We start from the raw sequence: 16,848 nt of genomic DNA, 5'->3' as shown, positions 1-16,848 counted from the left end.
GGTACGGATGAGCTCCCCGAAGTCGCGACGAGTGCTGCTTCGTTCTTCGTGGCAGGACGTCAACATCGGCGACGTCGCGCACTCGCCCGGACTGCTCTCCGCCTTGTTGGACCTGGATCCGGATGCCGACCTCACACTCTGGCCGGTGGCCCTCGGCGAACGTGAGGAGGCGCTGGTGCGCCGGCTCCTGCCACACGTGGCGATCGTGCGCGGCGAGCTGACCGACGACGGCCGGCCCACGACACCTGAGCTTGCGAGCGCCTGGAGCTCCGCGGAGGTCCTGGTGCACGGCTCGGCCGCGGACGTCGAGAACCGCCGCGCCGAGCTCGCGCACTGGTCCCGCACGACGGGCAAGCCCCACGGATACGCCGGTGTGACCGTCGATCCTGTCTGTCCGCCCACCTGGGGCACGCTGGCCGAGCTGGAGGTGATGGCGACCTTCCTCCCACCGGACTTTCTCGGTGCGGAGGCCCGGAAGCCGCTCGATTCTGCTGAGTTCGTCTTCTGCAGGGACTCGATCTCACTGAAGTACCTCCGCCGCCAGCAGATCCAGGCCGGATCGTTGGAGTTCGGGCCGGACGGCACCTTCACCTACGACTTCGCCGACTCCACGACGATCGAGCCGTTCCTGGCGGAGATGGGCCTTCGCCGCGACAGCTTCGCGTGCTTCGTGCCGAGGCTCCGCTACGCCCCCTACACGAAGATCTACGGCAGGCGGCCGACGCCGGAGAGCCTGCGCAGGGACGCGATCAACGCGGCGACCCACCAGTCCGACCTGACGGCACTGGTGACCGGCATCGCGACCTGGGTACGACAGACCGGCACGCCGGCCGTCGTCGTCCCGGAGATGTCCTACGCGCCCGCCTACGCGCGGGAGCATCTGCTCCCGTTGCTTCCCCCGGACATAGCACCGCAGGTTCGGATACTGGACCGGTTCTGGTCTCTGGCGGAGGCCAGCGCCATCTATTCCGTCAGCCGCGCCGTGATCAGCATGGAATGCCATTCGCCGATCATCGCGACTGCCCATGCGGTACCGGCCCTCTACCTGCGCCAGCCCACCGAGACCGTCAAGGGGCGCATGTACCAGGACCTGGGCGGACCGGACATGGTCATCGAGGTCGGTCCGGGCGCCGATACCGCCACAAACGATGCCGTCACCAGCATCATCGAGGACCCGCAACGGTGGAGCGGCTTGTCCGCACAGGTGAATGCCGTTGCCCGCGGACGGCTGCGGCACATGGCCGGCGCCATCCTGCACGGAGAATCTGCACGCCCTATGAGGCAGCGCTCAACGGCGAGCCAACTGGAGGTTCACAATGAGAAGCACAAGATCGCGAGGCCGGGTCGGATGCCCGCGCCGCAGCGTCACGCTCGTCGCGACGAGCGCGGTGGTGTTGCTGACCCTGGGGGCGTGCGGCCAGGCAGATAATCTGGACGGCGGCGAGGCGCCGGCGGGATCCGGCGGCGTGGAGCTCCGCGTGGCCTGGTGGGGCGCCGAGGTCCGTCATGAACAGACCCAGGAGGCCCTGGCGGTCTGCGAGGACGCCGTCGGAGGCATCACCACCTCGGCGGAGTTCGTCAACGACGGATATGACGAGAAGCTGGCCACCCAGTTCGCCGGCGGTAACCCGCCCGACGTCATTCAGGTGGTCAGCGGAGCCATCAGCTCCTACGGCCAGCGTGGCGGGCTGCTGGACCTCGCCACCGTCGAGGAGTACATCGACACCTCCGCCATCTCACCCGTCGTGATGAACGCGGACGCCGTGGACGGCAAGAACTACGCGGTCCCGATCACCACCAACGCATCCGGGCTCATCCTCAACGTCACGCTGATGGAGGAGTACGGACTCGAGCGTCCTGACGACGAGAACTGGACCTGGGACGACCTGGCCGAGTACGCGGCCAGCGTGCACGAGGCCTCCGGCGGAGAGGTCTGGGGGCTGCAGCAGCCCAGTGAGGACATCCGCCTGCTGAACATCTGGGCACGGCAGCTCGGCCACCTCGACGGTCTCTACACGGAGACCGGCGTCGGGCTGGACACCGACGTCATCGCCTCGTTCCTGCGGTACGGCCTCGACCTGCAGGAGTCGAACGGGTCCGCGCCGGCCTCGATCTCGGTCGAGCATCAGGGCGTGGGGATCGAGCAGACGATGATCGGTACCGGTCGCGCGCTGCTGGCGGTCCGGCCGATCAACGAGATCACGGCTCTGCAGGCGGGCACCGGCTCTCAGTTCGCCCTGCTGCAGCTCCCGGTCCACGAAGCCGGCCAGACGGGGCAGAGCTTCCGGCCGATGAGCTGGGCGATCACCTCAGCCACCGAGCACCCGGCCGAGGCGGCGCAGCTCCTGGACTGCCTCCAGGGCAACCTGGACGCGGCCGAGATCCTGCAGGCCGAGCGCGGCATCCCGGCGAACCAGGACGTCGTGCGACACATCAGGGACGACCTGTCTCCCGAGCAGCAGCAGATGGCGGACTTCGTCGCCGTCGTCGAGGCGAACGCACCTGAGGCCCCGCCGATGCCGCCCCCGCCGGGCGCCGACACGGCCGAGCAGATGTTGCAGCGTCATGCCGGGGAGATGCTCTTCGAGCGGATCTCGCCTGAGCAGGCCGCCGAGGAGTTCGCGAACGAGCTCGACCAGAGCATCTCCGCCACCGACTAGTCCGCACGGTCCGCCGGCGAGCCTCGGTGCGCCGGCGGACCAACACCTACGGAGGTGCGCCATGGCCGTTGCCGGTGAGCTCTCGAGGCTCCGCGAGGGGGCCAGATCTGCTTCCAGGGCTCCGTCCGAGCGCGGCGACGGCAGAGCGGCCGCGGTCTTCCTGCTCCCCTGGTTCGCCGGCCTGATCCTCATCGTGGCGGGACCCCTGCTCGCGTCGCTCTACCTCTCGTTCACCGACTACAACCTGTTCTCGGACCCGGTGTTCGCCGGGCTGGAGAACTACCGGGCGCTGTTCCAAGATCCGCGACTGGCTCAGTCCCTCGGGGTGACCTTCACCTACGTCTTCGTGTCGGTGCCGCTGCAGCTCGCCGCGGCGCTGGGACTGGCCATGGTGCTGGACAAGGGCGTACGCGGACTGGCCTTCTATCGTTCGGTCTTCTACCTGCCGTCCTTGCTCGGCGCCTCCGTCGCCATCGCGATCCTGTGGCGACAGCTGTTCGGCGCCGAGGGGCTGATCAACCAGGGCATCGACTGGTTCAACGGTGTCCAGCCGTTGCTACGGATCGGCACCGAGGGGTGGGTGTCGCACCCCGACCATGCGCTGAGCACCCTCGTGATCCTGAACGTCTGGACGTTCGGCTCACCCATGGTCATCTTCCTCGCGGGCCTACGGCAGATCCCGGAGATGTACTACGAGGCGTCCAGCCTGGATGGCGCCTCGCGGCTCCGGCAGTTCACCAGCATCACCTTGCCCATGCTGACTCCGGTGATCTTCTTCAACCTCGTGCTTCAAGTCATCAACGCGTTCCAGACCTTCACGCAGGCGTTCATCGTCTCCGGCGGAACAGGCGGGCCGGTCGACTCGACCCTGTTCTACACGCTCTACCTCTACGAGCAGGGCTTCGGGAACTTCAACATGGGATACGCCTCAGCCATGGCCTGGCTGCTCCTGTCGATCATCGGCGCGATGACGGCCATCAACTTCTTCGCCTCACGGTATTGGGTCTTCTACGATGACTGAGCTCCGGCGAGCGCGAGGACGCGGGCCGGCCAAACATGCGGTCCTGATCGCGGCCGGGATCGTCATGGTCTATCCGCTGCTGTGGATGCTGGCCTCGTCGGTCAAGCCCGACGCTCTCATCTTCAGGGAGCCCGGCCTGATCCCCACCGATCTCACGACCGAGAACTACTCGCTCGGCTGGAATGCGCTCAGCCACCCGTTCACCCACTACCTGATGAACTCCTTCCTGGTGGTGGCCGGCGCCGTGGTGGGCAACCTGGCGTCCTGCTCGCTCGCCGCCTATGCCTTTGCCCGGCTGAACTTCCGGTTCCGACGCCTGTGGTTCGCGATCATGCTGATGTCGATCATGCTGCCGATCCACGTGATCATCGTTCCGCAGTACGTGCTCTTCTCCGAGCTGGGCTGGCTCAACACCTTCCTTCCGCTCATCGTCCCCAAGCTTCTGGCGACCGACGCGTTCTTCGTCTTCCTCATGGTCCAGTTCTTCCGCGGGGTTCCCCGGGAGCTCTGCGAGGCCGCACGCATCGACGGGGCGGGTCACGCACGGATCTTCCTGCAGATCATGCTGCCGCTGGCGGTGCCGGCGCTGGCCACGACGGCGATCTTCACGTTCATCTGGACCTGGAACGACTTCTTCTCGCAGCTCATCTTCCTCACCGAGCCAGACCTGTACACGGTGCCGATCGCCTTGCGCGCGTTCCTCGACTCCACGGGCCAGTCGTCCTGGGGCGCCATGTTCGCGATGTCGATCGTCTCCCTCGTCCCCCTGTTCCTGATCTTCCTGCTGGGCCAGCGCTACCTCGTGCGGGGCATCGCCACGACCGGCCTGAAGTAGCGGAGGCGGCAGGGGCCAGAGGCGGACGACACATGACGACCGAACGATGATTAGGGTGGGCCAGATGGCGACACAGAAGGACATTGCGCGCGTGGCGGGCGTCTCGCCGTCGACTGTCGCTGCCGTTCTCAACGGCACCAAGCACACCCGCATGGGTGAGGCGACGCGCGCCCGTGTCGAGGCCGCGATCGCAGAGCTGGGCTACATCCCGAACACCGCTGCCCGTGCCCTTCGCCGTCAACAGGCCGGCACCATCGCGGTCGTCGTGGAGAACCTCGAGAACCCGGTGTACCAGGAACTGTTCCGCGGCATCTATGACGCTGCCGAGGAGCGCGGCCTGGCGGTCGTCGTGGGTGACACGATGTGGATGCGGTCCGGCAGCCCCTTCCTCGCGCGGCTGCTGGGCCAAGGGCTCGTCGATGCCATCGTGCTGCGGCACGGCGGGCTGATGGACGAGGAGGTGCTGGGCGTCCTTCGCTCCCGTCCCACCCCGGTCGTGCTCGTGGAGTACCAGTCGGACGACCACGATCCGTGGGTCTCCGTGGACGACGTCGCCGCTGGGCGCATGGCAACGGACCACCTCATCGACGCCGGGCACACCGAGGTCGCCTTCGTCGGAGGCTTCGACACCCAGCCCGCGAACCCCCGGTACCAGGGCTACCTGAGCGCGATGCGCCGCGCGCACCTGGAACCGCGCCCTCCGCTGTGCACCGGCTTCGGCGCCCAGGCCGGCGTAACGGGGCTGGCGATGCTCCAGGCGGGCGAGTCGATGCCCACCGCGGTCGTGGTGAACAACGTGCTGTCGGCGGTCGGCCTGCTCGGGGCCGCGGCCGACGCGGGCATCTCGGTGCCTGAGCAGCTCTCGGTGGTGGGAATTCATGACGCCGAGGTCGCTGAGCTGGTCCGGCCGCGGCTGACCACGGTCCGGCTGCCGATGCGGGTGCTCGGGACGAGGGCGGTGGAGCAGGTCTCGGCCCTGCTCGCCGGCTCCCCCACGAGACTGGGCGTCATCACCGATCCGCCGCCGGACGTCGTCGCCCGCGAGAGTGTCCGCCCGCCCGCCTCCCGACCGGCCTGAGCGGCCTCAGCCTCCCGTGAGCAAGGGCACCAGATAGACGATCGAGAACGCCTCGTACAGCGCGAAGACGACGAGCAGCGCGAGCGCCGGCAGGCTCAGGACGCCGAGCTGACGCAGCCCGCCGGCGTAGGCCTGCCGACGGTTCTCGGCGTCGACCGTCCGCGGCCAGATCCATGCCCTGCCCAGGAGGTAGGCGCCGAGCGAGAACAGCACGTAGGCCTGGATCTCCATGACTACGGTGAGCGAGTGCGGGATGAGCACCAGCCAGCCGTCCCGGTCGACCGGCGCGAGTATCAGACCGACCGGGAAGAGGGTGCAGGCGTACCAGACGATCCCCGCGAACGGCACGATCATCGACGGCAGGACGAGGTTGAGCAGGCTGGCTCGCAGGGCGTTGTTGGCCAGGATCACGAGCGCGAACAGCCAGGGGTTCTCGAGCAGCGACCGCACCAGGTCGGCCTGACCACCACCCTCGAACGACTCCTTCTGCGCGGCGGTCAGGTCGGGGAAGAGCAGCCCTGTCCCGAAGCCGAGGAGGAACGAGCCGTACATGATCGCGTTCAGGGCGAGGTACGCGCGGCGATTCGCCCGGATCGTTCGGAGGGCGCGTCGGAAGAGTCGCATGTTCACAGTCTTCGCGGAGCTCGGCACGCGGCCCAGTGGCGAGCCGTCACCGGCGCCCGGGAGGTTCGCCGTCCCGACCCCTGACATGTGTCACGCCGCAGCGTCCAGGCGCCGTCAGTGCCGACCATCTCGATCTGGCGCGGTCGCGTCGCTGGTGTGAACGACTATCCGGTCGTAGACGGTCGTGACCAGCTCCCGGTCCGCTCCGAAGAGGTTGAAGCCGTGTCCCACGTTCGGCAGGTCGAGGTGCTCGACCAGCGCACCGGCATCGGCCAGACGCCTCGCATAGCGGGCCCCTTCGTCGCGCAGGATGTCGCGTTGAGCCGTGACCACCAGCGCCGGAGCGATGCCGGCCAGCGAGGCGCGGTCCGACGGCCCCGCAGGAGAGATCAACCGGTCCTTGCGGCGTCCGACGTCCGGGCAGTAGGCGGTGTCGAAGATCGGGCCCATTCGGACGAGGAACGATTCCGTGTCCGGCTTCTTCTTGGTTCTCGCGGGCACCGACAGGTCGAGAGGCGGGTACATGAGGACCTGCAGCGAGATGGCCGGCCCGCCCCGCTCGAGGGCGAGCCGCGCTGCTCCTGCCGCCAGCGCACCACCGGCCGACTGTCCGCCGACGACGAGCTTGGCGCCGTTCCACGGACGCGTGGCCGCGGCGGCCCAGACCACCGCGTCATAGGCCTGTTCCACGGGGCCTGGAAACCTCGATTGCGGCGCGGGCACGTAGTCCACGTTGAGGACGGTCACGTCTGCGTTCGCCGCGACATAGCGGCACAGTGCGTCGTCCTGTTCCGGGTGGCGCGTCACGAATCCGCCACCGTGGAAGTTGACGTAGACGCCGCTGCCGGAGTCCGGGGTCCGCGGCAGATAGACCGTGCCGCGGATCTCGCCGTGGCGGGTGGGTATCGTGACCACCTCGGTGCGAGCGGGGATCTCGAGGAATGCGACGGCCGAGGGCAGGCCCGCAGAGGCAGGCGCTCTCTGCGCCGACTTCGCGATGGTGTCGGCAAGCCAGAGTGGAAATGTCATGCGTCGTGTCTCACGTCCTGTTCCGGGTTGTGACTGTCGGACAGAGGATGGTCGGGATCAGGTGCAGGGTCTCAGATCGCCCTGAAAACGCCGCGCCCAACGAGATAGTCGACCTAGAACGGGCAGAGCAGTACCTTTTGCGCATGAGCAGCGACAGCGACGCACCTCCGAGCGAGGGCGGCGAGAAGGCCGAGCGGATGGACCGCCTCCGGGCACTGTTGACCAAGCCCATCAAGATTCCCGAGTCGGCGTCGAACGACAGCGAGGACGCGGACTACACCGCACCCGTCGCGGCTGCCGCAGCGCCCAAGACGGCCAAGGGCGCCAAGGCACCCGTCGAGACCCCGCCCGCGGTCAAGGCCGCGGCCGAGGCTCTCGACCGCCTCAGCGACGAGGAGAAGGAGCCGGTCGCCGCCGACGGCGCGCAGGCCGGCCGGTCGAGCAGGTCCCGCCGCACCTGGGCGGACGCCTACCTCGCCAAGCCGGACAAGCCCCTGACCCCTGAGGAGGTCCGCGCCGAGCTGACCGTCAACCTCAAGGAGCAGGCCACAGACCTGCGCGAGCTCATCACCAAGGAGGGCGCCGCACGGGCGAAGGCCCAGGAGCAGGCGCTCACCGCGGCGATCGAGCAGGTACGCGAGACCGCGGCGGGCGAGCTCGCCACCGCGATCGAGGAGTCCGCCGGCGCCGCCCGCGAGGAGGCCGCACGGCTGCGGGAGCGGATCGACGAGCTCACCTCGACCACCGGCGCGCTGCGCACCGACCTCGACTCGGCGCGCGCCGTCGCCTCAGCGGCCCAGGCCGCCGCGGACGCCGCCACGACGTCGGCGCACGCCGCCCGTGAGGCCGCCGACGCCGCCACCAAGAAGGCGGCTACCGCGACCACGTTCGCCTGGGTGGGCATCGCCCTCGCCCTGGTGGCCGCTGTGCTCGCGGTCGTGCTGTAGCTCAGCGCGGATCGTCGAGATCGGTACCGGCGCGCAGCACGAAGCGCCGGTGCCGGCGGCGTTCGTGAGCATGACCCCCGTAGTACGTGGGCGACTCCCGGACCGGCGGGTACGTGACCCGCGGGCCGGTGAGGAGCTCGTCGAGCAGGGCGGCGAACGCCGCGTCGACCGGCGAGCCCACCGTCTCCGCGCCTGGCCGGACGGGTGCCGTGCCTTCCATGGATTCGTACATGTGTTCGATCTTACCGACCGCCCGCGCCGGCGTCCATCGAATGCATTGGGTAGTTCCGCGCCGCCACCGTTACGGTCGGCGGATGATCCTCAGCCACGACGTCACGGGCTCCGGTCCCGCCGTCCTGCTCCTGCACGCCGGTGTCGCCGACTCCCGGATGTGGGACCCCCAGCGTGCCTCCCTCGCCCTGCACCACCGCGTGATCCGGTGCGACCTGCGCGGCTACGGCGCCACACCGCTGACCAGCGAGCCGTTCGACAACGCGGGCGACGTGCGCGCGCTGCTCAGCTCGCTCGGCGAGCAGCGGGTGGCGATCGTCGCGGCGTCGGCGGGCGGGAAGGTGGCGCTCCAGCTCGCCTCCGCCTGGCCTGACCTCGTGTCCCACCTGGTCCTCCTGAACTCGGCCTTCGCACTGCCTCCCACCCGCTCGGTGCAGCGGTTCGGGCGGCGCGAGGACGCGCTGCTCGAGGCGGGCGACGTCGACGGCGCCACCGAGCTGAACGTCGCGACCTGGCTCGGGCCCGAGGCCGACGACGACGCGCGTGAGCTGGTGCGCACCATGCAGCGGCGGGCGTTCGACGTCCAGCTCGCCGCCGGGGACGACGTCAACCAGGAAGCCGGGCCCGAGATCGACCTGGAGTCGATCACCGCCCACACCCTCGTCGTCTCGGGCGGCCAGGACCTCGACCACTTCCGCGCCATCGCGAACCACCTCGCCGGGCACATCCCCGGCGCGAAGCACACTCAGCTCGGCTGGGCCGGCCACCTGCCGAACCTGGAACGCCCCGATGAGGTGACGGCGCTGGTCACGGACTTCCTGGCCGAGCTGCGGGGCTGAGCCCGGCGGCGCTCAGGTAGCCGCGCGTCACCCGGTCCTGGACGTGATGGGCGACGCGCGGCAGGATCCGGGAGCCCCAGAAGTCGTGCCGGGCCACGGCATGGATCTCGAAGACGAGCCGGTCGCCGTCGCGCAGCACGCGGAAGGACTCGACACCCGTCTCCGGGTGACGGGGCAGCGTCGCGTAGGTGAAGCCGGTCTCGTCGGGCGTCCGGACGACGTCGACCACCCGGCACGGTGCGGCGAACCAGAGCGGCCCCGCCCGCACGGCCTGCACGACGGTCACGCCGACGTCGGCCCGCCCGCTTGGGCGGATTATGAGCCCCGCGCCGCGGTGGATCCGCCAGCCGAAGAGCGCGTCGGCGACGTCAGCCATGGGCACGTCCGGGCCGAGCGCCACCCGTTCGCGCAGCACGCGGGCGCGCACGGGTGGTGCGTCGAGCCAGCCGAGCTCGGCGGTGGGCCGCTCGGCGGCCGACCGGTCGAGGATCCGCGCGAGATCAGGCCTGGTCAGCTGCACCAGAGAAGACTACGGCTCGGCCCGGGAAGCCTGCGGCTTTGTGCCGTCACCGCGCCGGGCGCTGCTCCTCGAAGCGGACCGGAAGCTCCCGGGGCACCGACGACCACAGCGTCCCGGTGGCGCGCAGCTCCTCGGGCGGGACCGTCAGCGTGACGCCGCCGAGGCGGCGCAGCGCGGCCCCCACCGCCACCTGCGCGATCACCGTGGCGGGCCGGCGGGCCGGGCAGGCGTGCGGGCCGGCGCCCCACGTGAGGTAGGACAGGTTGCCGGACTCCATCCAGATGTCGTCGCCGGCCGCGCGCGACTCCGCGCTCGCGCCGAGGATGCCTGGCACCACCGCGTCGCCGGCCAGGATCTTCCGCCCGCCGAGCGTCGTGTCCGCGAGCGCGAAGCGGGGCGCGGCGTTGGGCGCGGGTGGTGCGGAGCCGAGCACCGCGGTCAGGGTGTCGGGCGCGGACAGCAGCCCGCCGGACCGCCCGTCGAACCGGGGGTCGGTGAGCCGCATGCGCAGGGCCTGGGTGATCCACGCGACCTCGAACTCGCTGCCGAGGATCAGGGTCGCCGAGACGGCGCTCTGCGCGTCCAGGTCGGTGGGTGCGCTGGGGTGGTTCAGGATCGCGGAGGTCAGGTCGTCCGACGGCTGTGCACGGCGGCTCGCGATGAGGTCGGCGATCAGGGCCCGCTGCGCGTTGAGCGACTCGCGGCCCGCCGCGCCGGTGGCCTGGAACACCCGCTGGGCGTGGCCGAGCATGGCGCGGGACTGCGCGGCGTCGAGGCCGAACATGGTGGACATCACCAGGATCGGGACGGCGCGCGCGTAGTCGCCCACGAGGTCGGCCTCGCCCTTGGCCAGCAGCCGGTCCAGCGCGATCCCGCACCACTGCTCGACGATCGTCGCGAGCCGGTGCTCGTCGACGCTCTCGAACGCGTCGTCGACGAGGCGGCGCAGGTGGCGGTGCCGCACGCCGTCCACGTAGTAGATCCCGTCACGCGGGGCCAGGACGCCGCCGACGCCGCGGTCGGGGCGGACCGTGCCGTCGACGAGCAGGCTCCAGTTGCGCGAGTCCCGCGCGAAGAGGCTCTCGTTGCGCAGCACCGTGACGAGCTCGCGGTGGCCGAGCACCAGCCAGGCCGGCACGCCGGGCTCCAGCAGCACCGGGGCGACGTTGCCCCACCGTGCGCGCAGCCGCTCGTAGACCTGCGCGGGGTCGGCGCTGGTGGTGGTCTCGATGAGCGGCGTCAGGTCGTCCAGGTCGATCAGGCGCTCCGACTGGGTGGTCGTCGTGACTGTCATGGCTCCCCGGGGGTTCTGGGCGCGACGGATCCCGCACTACGGCTTTTAGGCGGAATGTACCTCATGTCCAATGCACTGTCATGAACCTGGAGCCTCGACCAGGCACCAGCACCGCGGGTCGCCGGCCCTGCGGGTGGGGCGCTAGCCCGACACCTCGAACCGCACCGGGAGCTGCCACGGCATCGACGACCACAGGGTTCCCGTGACGGGCAGCGAGTCGACGGGGACCGTGAGCGTCACCCCGCCGAGCCTGCGGAGCGCCACCTCGACCGCGACCTGCGCGATCACCCTGGCCGGGCGACGTACGGGACAGGCGTGCGGGCCCGCGCCCCAGGTGAGGTAGGCGAGGTTGCCCGGTTCGAGCCAGAGGTCGTCCCCCGACACCCCGCGCGACTCCGCGCTGGCGCCGAGGATGCCCGGTACGAGGGCGTCGCCCGCCGCGATCATGCGACCGCCCAGCATCGTGTCCGCCATCGCGTAGCGCGGCCCGGTGTTGCTCGCGGGCGGGATCGAGCCGAGCACGGCCTCCAGCGTGTCCGAGGCCGACAGCATGCCGCCCGACCGCCCGTCGAACCGCGGGTCCGTCAGCCTCAGCCGGAGTGCCTGCGTGATCCACGCGACCTCGAACTCGCTGCCCAGGACGAGCATCGTGGAGACCGCGCTCTGCACGTCCTCGTCCGAGGGCCGGCTCGGGTGGTGCAGGATCGCCGAGGTCATGTCGTCCGACGGCTGCGTCCGGCGGCGGGCGACCAGGTCCACGACCAGGTGCTTCTGCGCGGTGAGCGCCTCGGCGCCCTCCGCACCCCTGGCCCGGAAGATCCGGCGCGCGTGGCCGAGCATCGCCCGCGCCTCCTCGGGGCCCAGCCCGAACATCGTGGACATCGCCAGCAGCGGCACGGCCCACGCGTACTCGCTGACCAGATCGGCCTCACCCTTGGCGGCGACACGGTCCAGCGTGCTCTCGCACCACTTCCTGACGGTCCCGGCGAGGCGCCGCTCGTCGAACCCCTCGAACGCGTCGTCGACAAGGCGGCGCAGGTGCCGGTGCCGCGCCCCGTCGACGTAGTAGACGCTGTCCCGCGGAGCGAGGACCGCGCCGACGCCGCTGCCCGGGTCCAGGCCGCCGGCCGCGACCAGGCTCCAGTTGCGGGAGTCGCGCGAGTACAGGCTCTCGTTGCGCAGCAGCGTGGCCAGCTCCCGGTGCCCCAGCACCAGCCAGGCCCGCACGTCGCCCTCCAGCAGCACCGGGGCGACGTTGCCCCATCTGGCCCGCAGCCGCTCGTACACGGCGGCCGGGTCGGGGCTCCTGGTGGTCTCCGTCAGCGGCGTCAGGTCGGCCAGGTCGGTCAGGCGTTCGGCCAGGGTCGTCGTGACTGTCATGGTTCTCGGTTCTCGACGCGCCAGAGGCGCACGGTACGTCGTCGTCGATCGAAACGTATCGCATGTCCGACTTGCTGTAACGAAAAGTCCGGCGGCCCCCGAGCCGACAAGTCGTCATCCGTTTGCCATGCGCTCTTCGCCCGTCGGCCATGCCGTGGGTGAAGTCTTCGGCGGGAACATCACCACCTCCTGATCGGGACGAGGGAAGACATGCCTGCACCTGCACGAACACTGAAGCTCGCGATGGGTACGACGGCGGCAGCGGTAGCCCTGGGCGTCACGGCCGCGGGATCCGCGGCGGCGGGCACGACGGCGACCGCGCCGGCGCCCGCGGAGCTCTCCGCGGCGAGCACCGCCGACCTGGCGCAGCGCTGGGCGCCGATCCACTACCAGGACGTCGACCAGACCGGCACCAACGCGCTGGGCGGCCGGTCGGACTACCTCGCGGCCTACGACTTCGACGGCGACCTGGACGCCCGCAACAACTGGGAGAACACCGGCAACCACGCCCTGGCCGCCACCGCCTACTACTCGGTGCTGGAGACGGGCACCCACTGGTTCGTCACCTACATGTTCTTCCACCCGCGGGACTGGTCGGACTCGATCTTCGACACGGAGCACGAGAACGACGCCGAGGGCGTCATGGTCGCCGTCCAGAAGGACGGCTCGGCGTACGGCGTCCTGCGCGGCGCCGTCACCGTCGCGCACACCGACTTCTTCTCGTACACGCCGGCGGGCAGCACGTGGGGCGCCGGCGCCGAGAGCATCGACGGCACCCTGCAGACGGCGACCAACCCGCACGACGGGCTGGCCCACCCCGTCACCGCCCAGGAGGCCAAAGGCCACGGCCTCAAGGCCCGCCCGGGCTACGACATCCGGGGCGACGGCGTCATCTACTACCCCGCGGGCCGCGCCGAGGTGCCAGAGCACCCGGACGACCGCGACGTCTCCTACCGCCTGGTGGACATGCAGGCGGCCGGCGGGCTCTGGTCGCAGCGCGCCAGCACGTCGCTGTTCGCGAGCCACGGCACCTTCGCGGGCGACGGCGGCGGAAGCTGCGGCGACGGCGGGATCTCCTGCTCGCAGAACTCCGCGAACGCACCGTGGGGCTGGGACGACGGCAACGACGGTCCGGGCCGTGGCGCCCTCGCGACCGACCCGGCGGGGCTCGCGGCGAACTACTTCCGCATCCCGGAGGCGCTCGACCGCGCCTACGTGAACAACCCGTACTGATCTCGCGGCCACCTCGTGTCAGACGCTCAGGTCACGCGCATGACCTGAGCGTCTGACGCGCGAGAATGGCGCCGTGACCGACACGACCTCACCCGCCGCCTCAGCCGCCGTCCTGCACCAGGTCCCGTACTACTCGCAGTGGGCCTCCCCCGAGCTCGTGGCCGCCATCGTCGGCGGCACCATGCGCGCCGCCGACGACCCACGATGGGCCGAGTACGGGGCGAGCACCCCTGAGGAGTACGAGTGGTGGGCCGATCAGCTGTGCGGCGTGGCGTGCCTGCGCATGGCCCTGGGAGCCTGGCACCTGGAGGTCCCGGACCCGATGGTGCTCGCCGCCGACTGCGTCGAGGTCGGCGCGTACGTCCACCGCGACGACGGCGGTCTCGACGGCCTCATCTACGCCCCGTTCGCCGCCTACGTGCGGGATCGGTGGGGCCTCGCCGCCGACGTCTACCCGGACCTTCCGACGGAACAGATCACCAAGCACGTCGCCGCCGGGGACCTGGTGATGCTGTCGGTCTACCGGACCATCCGCGCGCTCGACCCGGCTCCGCCCCGCCGGGGTGGACACCTGGTGCTCGCCGTCGGCGCCGACGAGGAGCACGTCGTGATCCACGACCCGTCCGGGCTCCCCGGGCGGTCGCAGGAGTACACCCACGTCCGCTGGTCCGACCTGGAGCGCTTCTACGCCGGCCGCGGCATCGTCCTCGGCCGGCCCCGAGCGCCGCGGACCTGAGTGCCCGCGACGGTGCGTCTGAAGTTCGAGTCGAGGTTGAGGGTCGGCCAACCTTCAAGTTCAGGTTGAGGCTCAGACCGGCACCGTCAAGCCAGCCTGGCACTCACCACGAGCTCCTGGCCGACGTCGAGACGCACGTCGGCCAGGCGGACGCCGTCGGGCAGCTGCTCCGCGAGGTCGATGTCCCGGCTCGTCGCGGCCTCCACCCGGCCCCTGATGGTGCCGAGCAGCGCGGCCACTATCGGGTTGCCGCTCGCGAGCTGCACGTCGCGGACCGCGAGCACCATGTTCTCGTCCACGCTGACCGACGCGGTGGCCTGGACCCGCGCGGCAAGGAACATGCCCTTCTTGATCGCGGCGTCGACCCGGAGCGCGGCCGCACGCGGGCCCCGTGACACCAGGTCGACGTCCAGCCCGGTCAGCGTCACGCCCTGCTGCTGCAGCACCACCGTGAGCAGCCCTCTGGCCGTCGCGACCAGGCCGGCCCTGTCGACGGCGACGCGCGCGTGCCCCGACACGGGGTGCGCCTCGCTCGGCTCCACCGGCTGGAGGCCGACACGCCCGTCGGAGCCCTCCACCCAGTCGAACCGCAGCCCCTCGACCTCGGCGGTGACGTCGACCGGCAGGTCCACCGCGACGAGCGGGTGCGCGTCCACCCGGAGACGGCGCAGCGTCCCCGGCTCGCGCCGGACCACCTCGGGACGCCACTGCTTCGCGGCGCCGCCGCCGGGCACGCCCGCCTGACCGGGGGCGCCGTCCGCACGGACCGTGACGCCCGTCAGGTCGATGTCCGCCGACGTGATGTCGCCGCCGTCGAGGACGGCCCGGATGCCCGCCCGCTCGAGCCCGACCGCCCGGCCGCCCAGCGCGTCCGCGAGCGCCACCCGGACCCGCTCGACGAGATCTGCTGGGTCGGTGGGCCGGGGCGCGGCGCCGAGCGGGATCGTCTCGGGGGTGCGCTGCTCGGTGGGCCGGGGTCGCTGGTAGGCGTCGCTCATGGACGTGAGACTAACCGGCGCTTGTACTGTGGGTGCCGTGATCAGCATCGATGCCGACTCCCCCGTGCCGCCGTTCGAGCAGGTGCGCACCACGCTCGCGCAGCAGATGGCGGACCGCACCCTGCCGGTCGGCACGCGGCTGCCGACGGTGCGGGCGCTCGCCGCGGAGCTCGGTATCGCGGTCAACACGGTGGCGCGCGCGTACCGCGAGCTGGAGGCGGCAGGCCTGGTCGAGACCCGTGGCCGGGCCGGAACCTTCGTGAGCGCGGCCGGCGACCAGCGCCTCTCCCTCGCCCAGGGTGCGGCATCCACGTACGCGGAGACGGTCCGCGCGCTCGGCATCGGCCGGGCCGAGGCCCTGGAGATCGTCGCGGCGGCGCTGCGGTAGCAGGGCGCCGGTCAGCGCCCGTCGGCGCGGTGTCGATCTGCACGGTGTCGATCTGCACGGTGTCGATCTGCGCCGTGCTCGTTCGTCGAAGTGGTGGGCGCCCGGCCGATGATCTTCTGCTCGGCCGGTCGTCAGTAGTCCCGGGAGAGGGACCCGACATCACGCCGACGAGGAGACGTCATGACCGCAACGCACGAGAGCCACACCGACCAGGCCGGCACGGCCGCCGTCCCGCCCGTCGTCGACCGGGACGCCTGGCAGGCGGCGCGCGACGAGCTGCTGGTGCGCGAGAAGGCGCACACCCGCGAGGGCGACGCGATCGCGGCGGCCAGGCGCAGGCTGCCGATGACCGAGGTCGACGCCGCGGCGGTCGTCGTCGGCCCGGAGGGGCCGACCACCCTGCTCGACCTGTTCAGGGGCCGCGAGGAGCTGATCGTCTACAAGCACATGTGGCACCTGGGCGAGCCGTTCGAGAACCAGTGCTCGGGCTGCACGATGACCTACTGGGCGGTGCAGGACCCCGCGTACCTGACGGCACGGGGCGTGTCCTTCGCGGTGTTCGCGAAGGCGCCGTACGCCGAGCTGGCACCGTTCGTCGAGTTCATGGGGTACCCGCAGGACTGGTACTCGGTCTTCGACTCCGACGACGAGACGGTGGGCGGCGGCGAGTTCGGCACCTGGATGTGCTTCCTGCGCGCAGGCGACCGGGTGTTCCTGACCAACACCGTCACGGGACGCGGGGCCGAGGCGGCCATGCCGGCGCTCGCCCTGCTCGACATGACGACACGGGGCCGCATGGAGGCCTGGCAGGACTACCCCGAGGGCTGGCCCGAGGGCAAGGTGCCGGGCTGGTTCTGGCGTGCCGACGCCGACGGCGCCGGGAACAGCTGGAACGGCGGGCGGCCCGCCGTCCAGTGGAGCCGTCCGGGTGCGACGCCGGTGACGGCGGGCGAGCACCACCACCACTGACGTTCTCCGGCTGGGCTGGTGGGGCTGGGCTGGCCCGGACGGAGTCGGCGCGGGTCCGTGCGGTAC

General features: G+C 70.9%; 18 protein-coding genes. 11 read left to right on the top strand and 7 right to left on the bottom strand.

The window, feature by feature from the left end; all coding sequences use genetic code 11:
- Positions 1-7 precede the first annotated feature (7 nt).
- The 5 genes from ACFWE2_RS13005 (at position 8) to ACFWE2_RS12985 (ending at position 5,594) form a co-directional block, all read left to right on the top strand.
- Positions 8-1,429, top strand: a complete 1,422-nt coding sequence (locus ACFWE2_RS13005) for a polysaccharide pyruvyl transferase family protein (protein ID WP_377224643.1) — start codon at positions 8-10, stop codon at positions 1,427-1,429.
- Positions 1,392-2,660 (top strand): ABC transporter substrate-binding protein, encoded by a 1,269-nt coding sequence (locus tag ACFWE2_RS13000; RefSeq protein WP_377224642.1) that lies wholly within the window; start codon positions 1,392-1,394, stop codon positions 2,658-2,660. The genes ACFWE2_RS13005 and ACFWE2_RS13000 overlap by 38 nt, the downstream gene beginning before the upstream one ends.
- A gap of 61 nt (positions 2,661-2,721) precedes the next feature.
- Positions 2,722-3,681: a carbohydrate ABC transporter permease gene (locus ACFWE2_RS12995; RefSeq protein ID WP_377224641.1), complete on the top strand. Its 960-nt coding sequence runs from the start codon at positions 2,722-2,724 to the stop codon at positions 3,679-3,681.
- On the top strand, positions 3,659-4,516 hold the full coding sequence (locus ACFWE2_RS12990) for a carbohydrate ABC transporter permease (RefSeq protein ID WP_377224653.1): 858 nt from the start codon (positions 3,659-3,661) through the stop codon (positions 4,514-4,516). The genes ACFWE2_RS12995 and ACFWE2_RS12990 overlap by 23 nt, the downstream gene beginning before the upstream one ends.
- Positions 4,517-4,580: 64 nt before the next feature.
- Positions 4,581-5,594: a LacI family DNA-binding transcriptional regulator gene (locus ACFWE2_RS12985; RefSeq protein WP_377224640.1), complete on the top strand. Its 1,014-nt coding sequence runs from the start codon at positions 4,581-4,583 to the stop codon at positions 5,592-5,594.
- A 6-nt stretch (positions 5,595-5,600) separates the two neighbouring features.
- Here ACFWE2_RS12985 and ACFWE2_RS12980 read toward each other — a convergent pair whose 3' ends face one another.
- Both ACFWE2_RS12980 and ACFWE2_RS12975 read right to left on the bottom strand, forming a co-directional pair.
- Positions 5,601-6,218: a hypothetical protein gene (locus ACFWE2_RS12980; RefSeq protein WP_377224639.1), complete on the bottom strand. Its 618-nt coding sequence runs from the start codon at positions 6,216-6,218 to the stop codon at positions 5,601-5,603.
- Between the two features lie 114 nt (positions 6,219-6,332).
- Positions 6,333-7,247 carry an alpha/beta hydrolase gene (locus tag ACFWE2_RS12975; RefSeq protein WP_377224638.1) on the bottom strand — a complete coding sequence of 305 codons (915 nt, stop codon included), beginning with the start codon at positions 7,245-7,247 and terminating at the stop codon, positions 6,333-6,335.
- A gap of 143 nt (positions 7,248-7,390) precedes the next feature.
- On the opposite strand from ACFWE2_RS12975, the gene ACFWE2_RS12970 reads away from it, so the two are divergent.
- Positions 7,391-8,194 (top strand): hypothetical protein, encoded by an 804-nt coding sequence (locus ACFWE2_RS12970; protein WP_377224637.1) that lies wholly within the window; start codon positions 7,391-7,393, stop codon positions 8,192-8,194.
- 1 nt (position 8,195) lies between these two features.
- On the opposite strand, the gene ACFWE2_RS12965 is transcribed toward ACFWE2_RS12970, so the two are convergent.
- The gene (locus ACFWE2_RS12965; RefSeq protein WP_377224636.1) at positions 8,196-8,426 is read right to left on the bottom strand and encodes a hypothetical protein; all 231 of its coding nucleotides are present in this window, start codon (positions 8,424-8,426) and stop codon (positions 8,196-8,198) included.
- A gap of 82 nt (positions 8,427-8,508) precedes the next feature.
- On the opposite strand from ACFWE2_RS12965, the gene ACFWE2_RS12960 reads away from it, so the two are divergent.
- Positions 8,509-9,264, top strand: coding sequence for an alpha/beta fold hydrolase (locus tag ACFWE2_RS12960; RefSeq protein ID WP_377224635.1), 756 nt, complete (start codon positions 8,509-8,511; stop codon positions 9,262-9,264).
- On the opposite strand, the gene ACFWE2_RS12955 is transcribed toward ACFWE2_RS12960, so the two are convergent.
- The 3 genes from ACFWE2_RS12955 to ACFWE2_RS12945 all read right to left on the bottom strand — a co-directional run bounded on the left by ACFWE2_RS12955 (position 9,233) and on the right by ACFWE2_RS12945 (position 12,458).
- Positions 9,233-9,784 carry a DUF1990 family protein gene (locus ACFWE2_RS12955; protein WP_377224634.1) on the bottom strand — a complete coding sequence of 184 codons (552 nt, stop codon included), beginning with the start codon at positions 9,782-9,784 and terminating at the stop codon, positions 9,233-9,235. The two genes, ACFWE2_RS12960 and ACFWE2_RS12955, sit on opposite strands and share 32 nt — an antisense overlap.
- A 46-nt stretch (positions 9,785-9,830) precedes the next feature.
- Complete coding sequence (locus ACFWE2_RS12950) at positions 9,831-11,078, bottom strand: hypothetical protein (protein WP_377224633.1); 1,248 nt, start codon at positions 11,076-11,078, stop codon at positions 9,831-9,833.
- A 141-nt stretch (positions 11,079-11,219) separates the two neighbouring features.
- A complete protein-coding gene (locus ACFWE2_RS12945) occupies positions 11,220-12,458 on the bottom strand; it encodes a hypothetical protein (RefSeq protein WP_377224632.1) in 1,239 nt (412 codons plus the stop codon).
- Between the two features lie 210 nt (positions 12,459-12,668).
- Here ACFWE2_RS12945 and ACFWE2_RS12940 point away from each other — a divergent pair, with 210 nt between their 5' ends.
- The gene (locus tag ACFWE2_RS12940; protein WP_377224631.1) at positions 12,669-13,691 is read left to right on the top strand and encodes a hypothetical protein; all 1,023 of its coding nucleotides are present in this window, start codon (positions 12,669-12,671) and stop codon (positions 13,689-13,691) included.
- Positions 13,692-13,764: 73 nt separating this feature from the next.
- Positions 13,765-14,427, top strand: coding sequence for a C39 family peptidase (locus tag ACFWE2_RS12935; RefSeq protein WP_377224630.1), 663 nt, complete (start codon positions 13,765-13,767; stop codon positions 14,425-14,427).
- Positions 14,428-14,513: 86 nt separating this feature from the next.
- Here the strand turns inward: ACFWE2_RS12935 and ACFWE2_RS12930 are convergent, their stop codons facing one another.
- A complete protein-coding gene (locus tag ACFWE2_RS12930) occupies positions 14,514-15,425 on the bottom strand; it encodes a hypothetical protein (RefSeq protein ID WP_377224629.1) in 912 nt (303 codons plus the stop codon).
- On the opposite strand from ACFWE2_RS12930, the gene ACFWE2_RS12925 reads away from it, so the two are divergent.
- Both ACFWE2_RS12925 and ACFWE2_RS12920 read left to right on the top strand, forming a co-directional pair.
- The gene (locus ACFWE2_RS12925) at positions 15,424-15,813 is read left to right on the top strand and encodes a GntR family transcriptional regulator (RefSeq protein ID WP_377224628.1); all 390 of its coding nucleotides are present in this window, start codon (positions 15,424-15,426) and stop codon (positions 15,811-15,813) included. The genes ACFWE2_RS12930 and ACFWE2_RS12925 overlap by 2 nt on opposite strands.
- Positions 15,814-15,993: 180 nt before the next feature.
- On the top strand, positions 15,994-16,782 hold the full coding sequence (locus tag ACFWE2_RS12920) for a DUF899 family protein (RefSeq protein ID WP_377224627.1): 789 nt from the start codon (positions 15,994-15,996) through the stop codon (positions 16,780-16,782).
- Positions 16,783-16,848: the final 66 nt, after the last annotated feature.

The sequence above is a fragment of the Promicromonospora sp. NPDC060271 genome (assembly GCF_042726755.1).
In the GTDB taxonomy this organism is placed as follows: domain Bacteria; phylum Actinomycetota; class Actinomycetes; order Actinomycetales; family Cellulomonadaceae; genus Promicromonospora.
The sequence above is the reverse complement of the archived record's forward strand: the minus strand, read 5'-3'. Positions and strand labels throughout refer to the sequence as shown.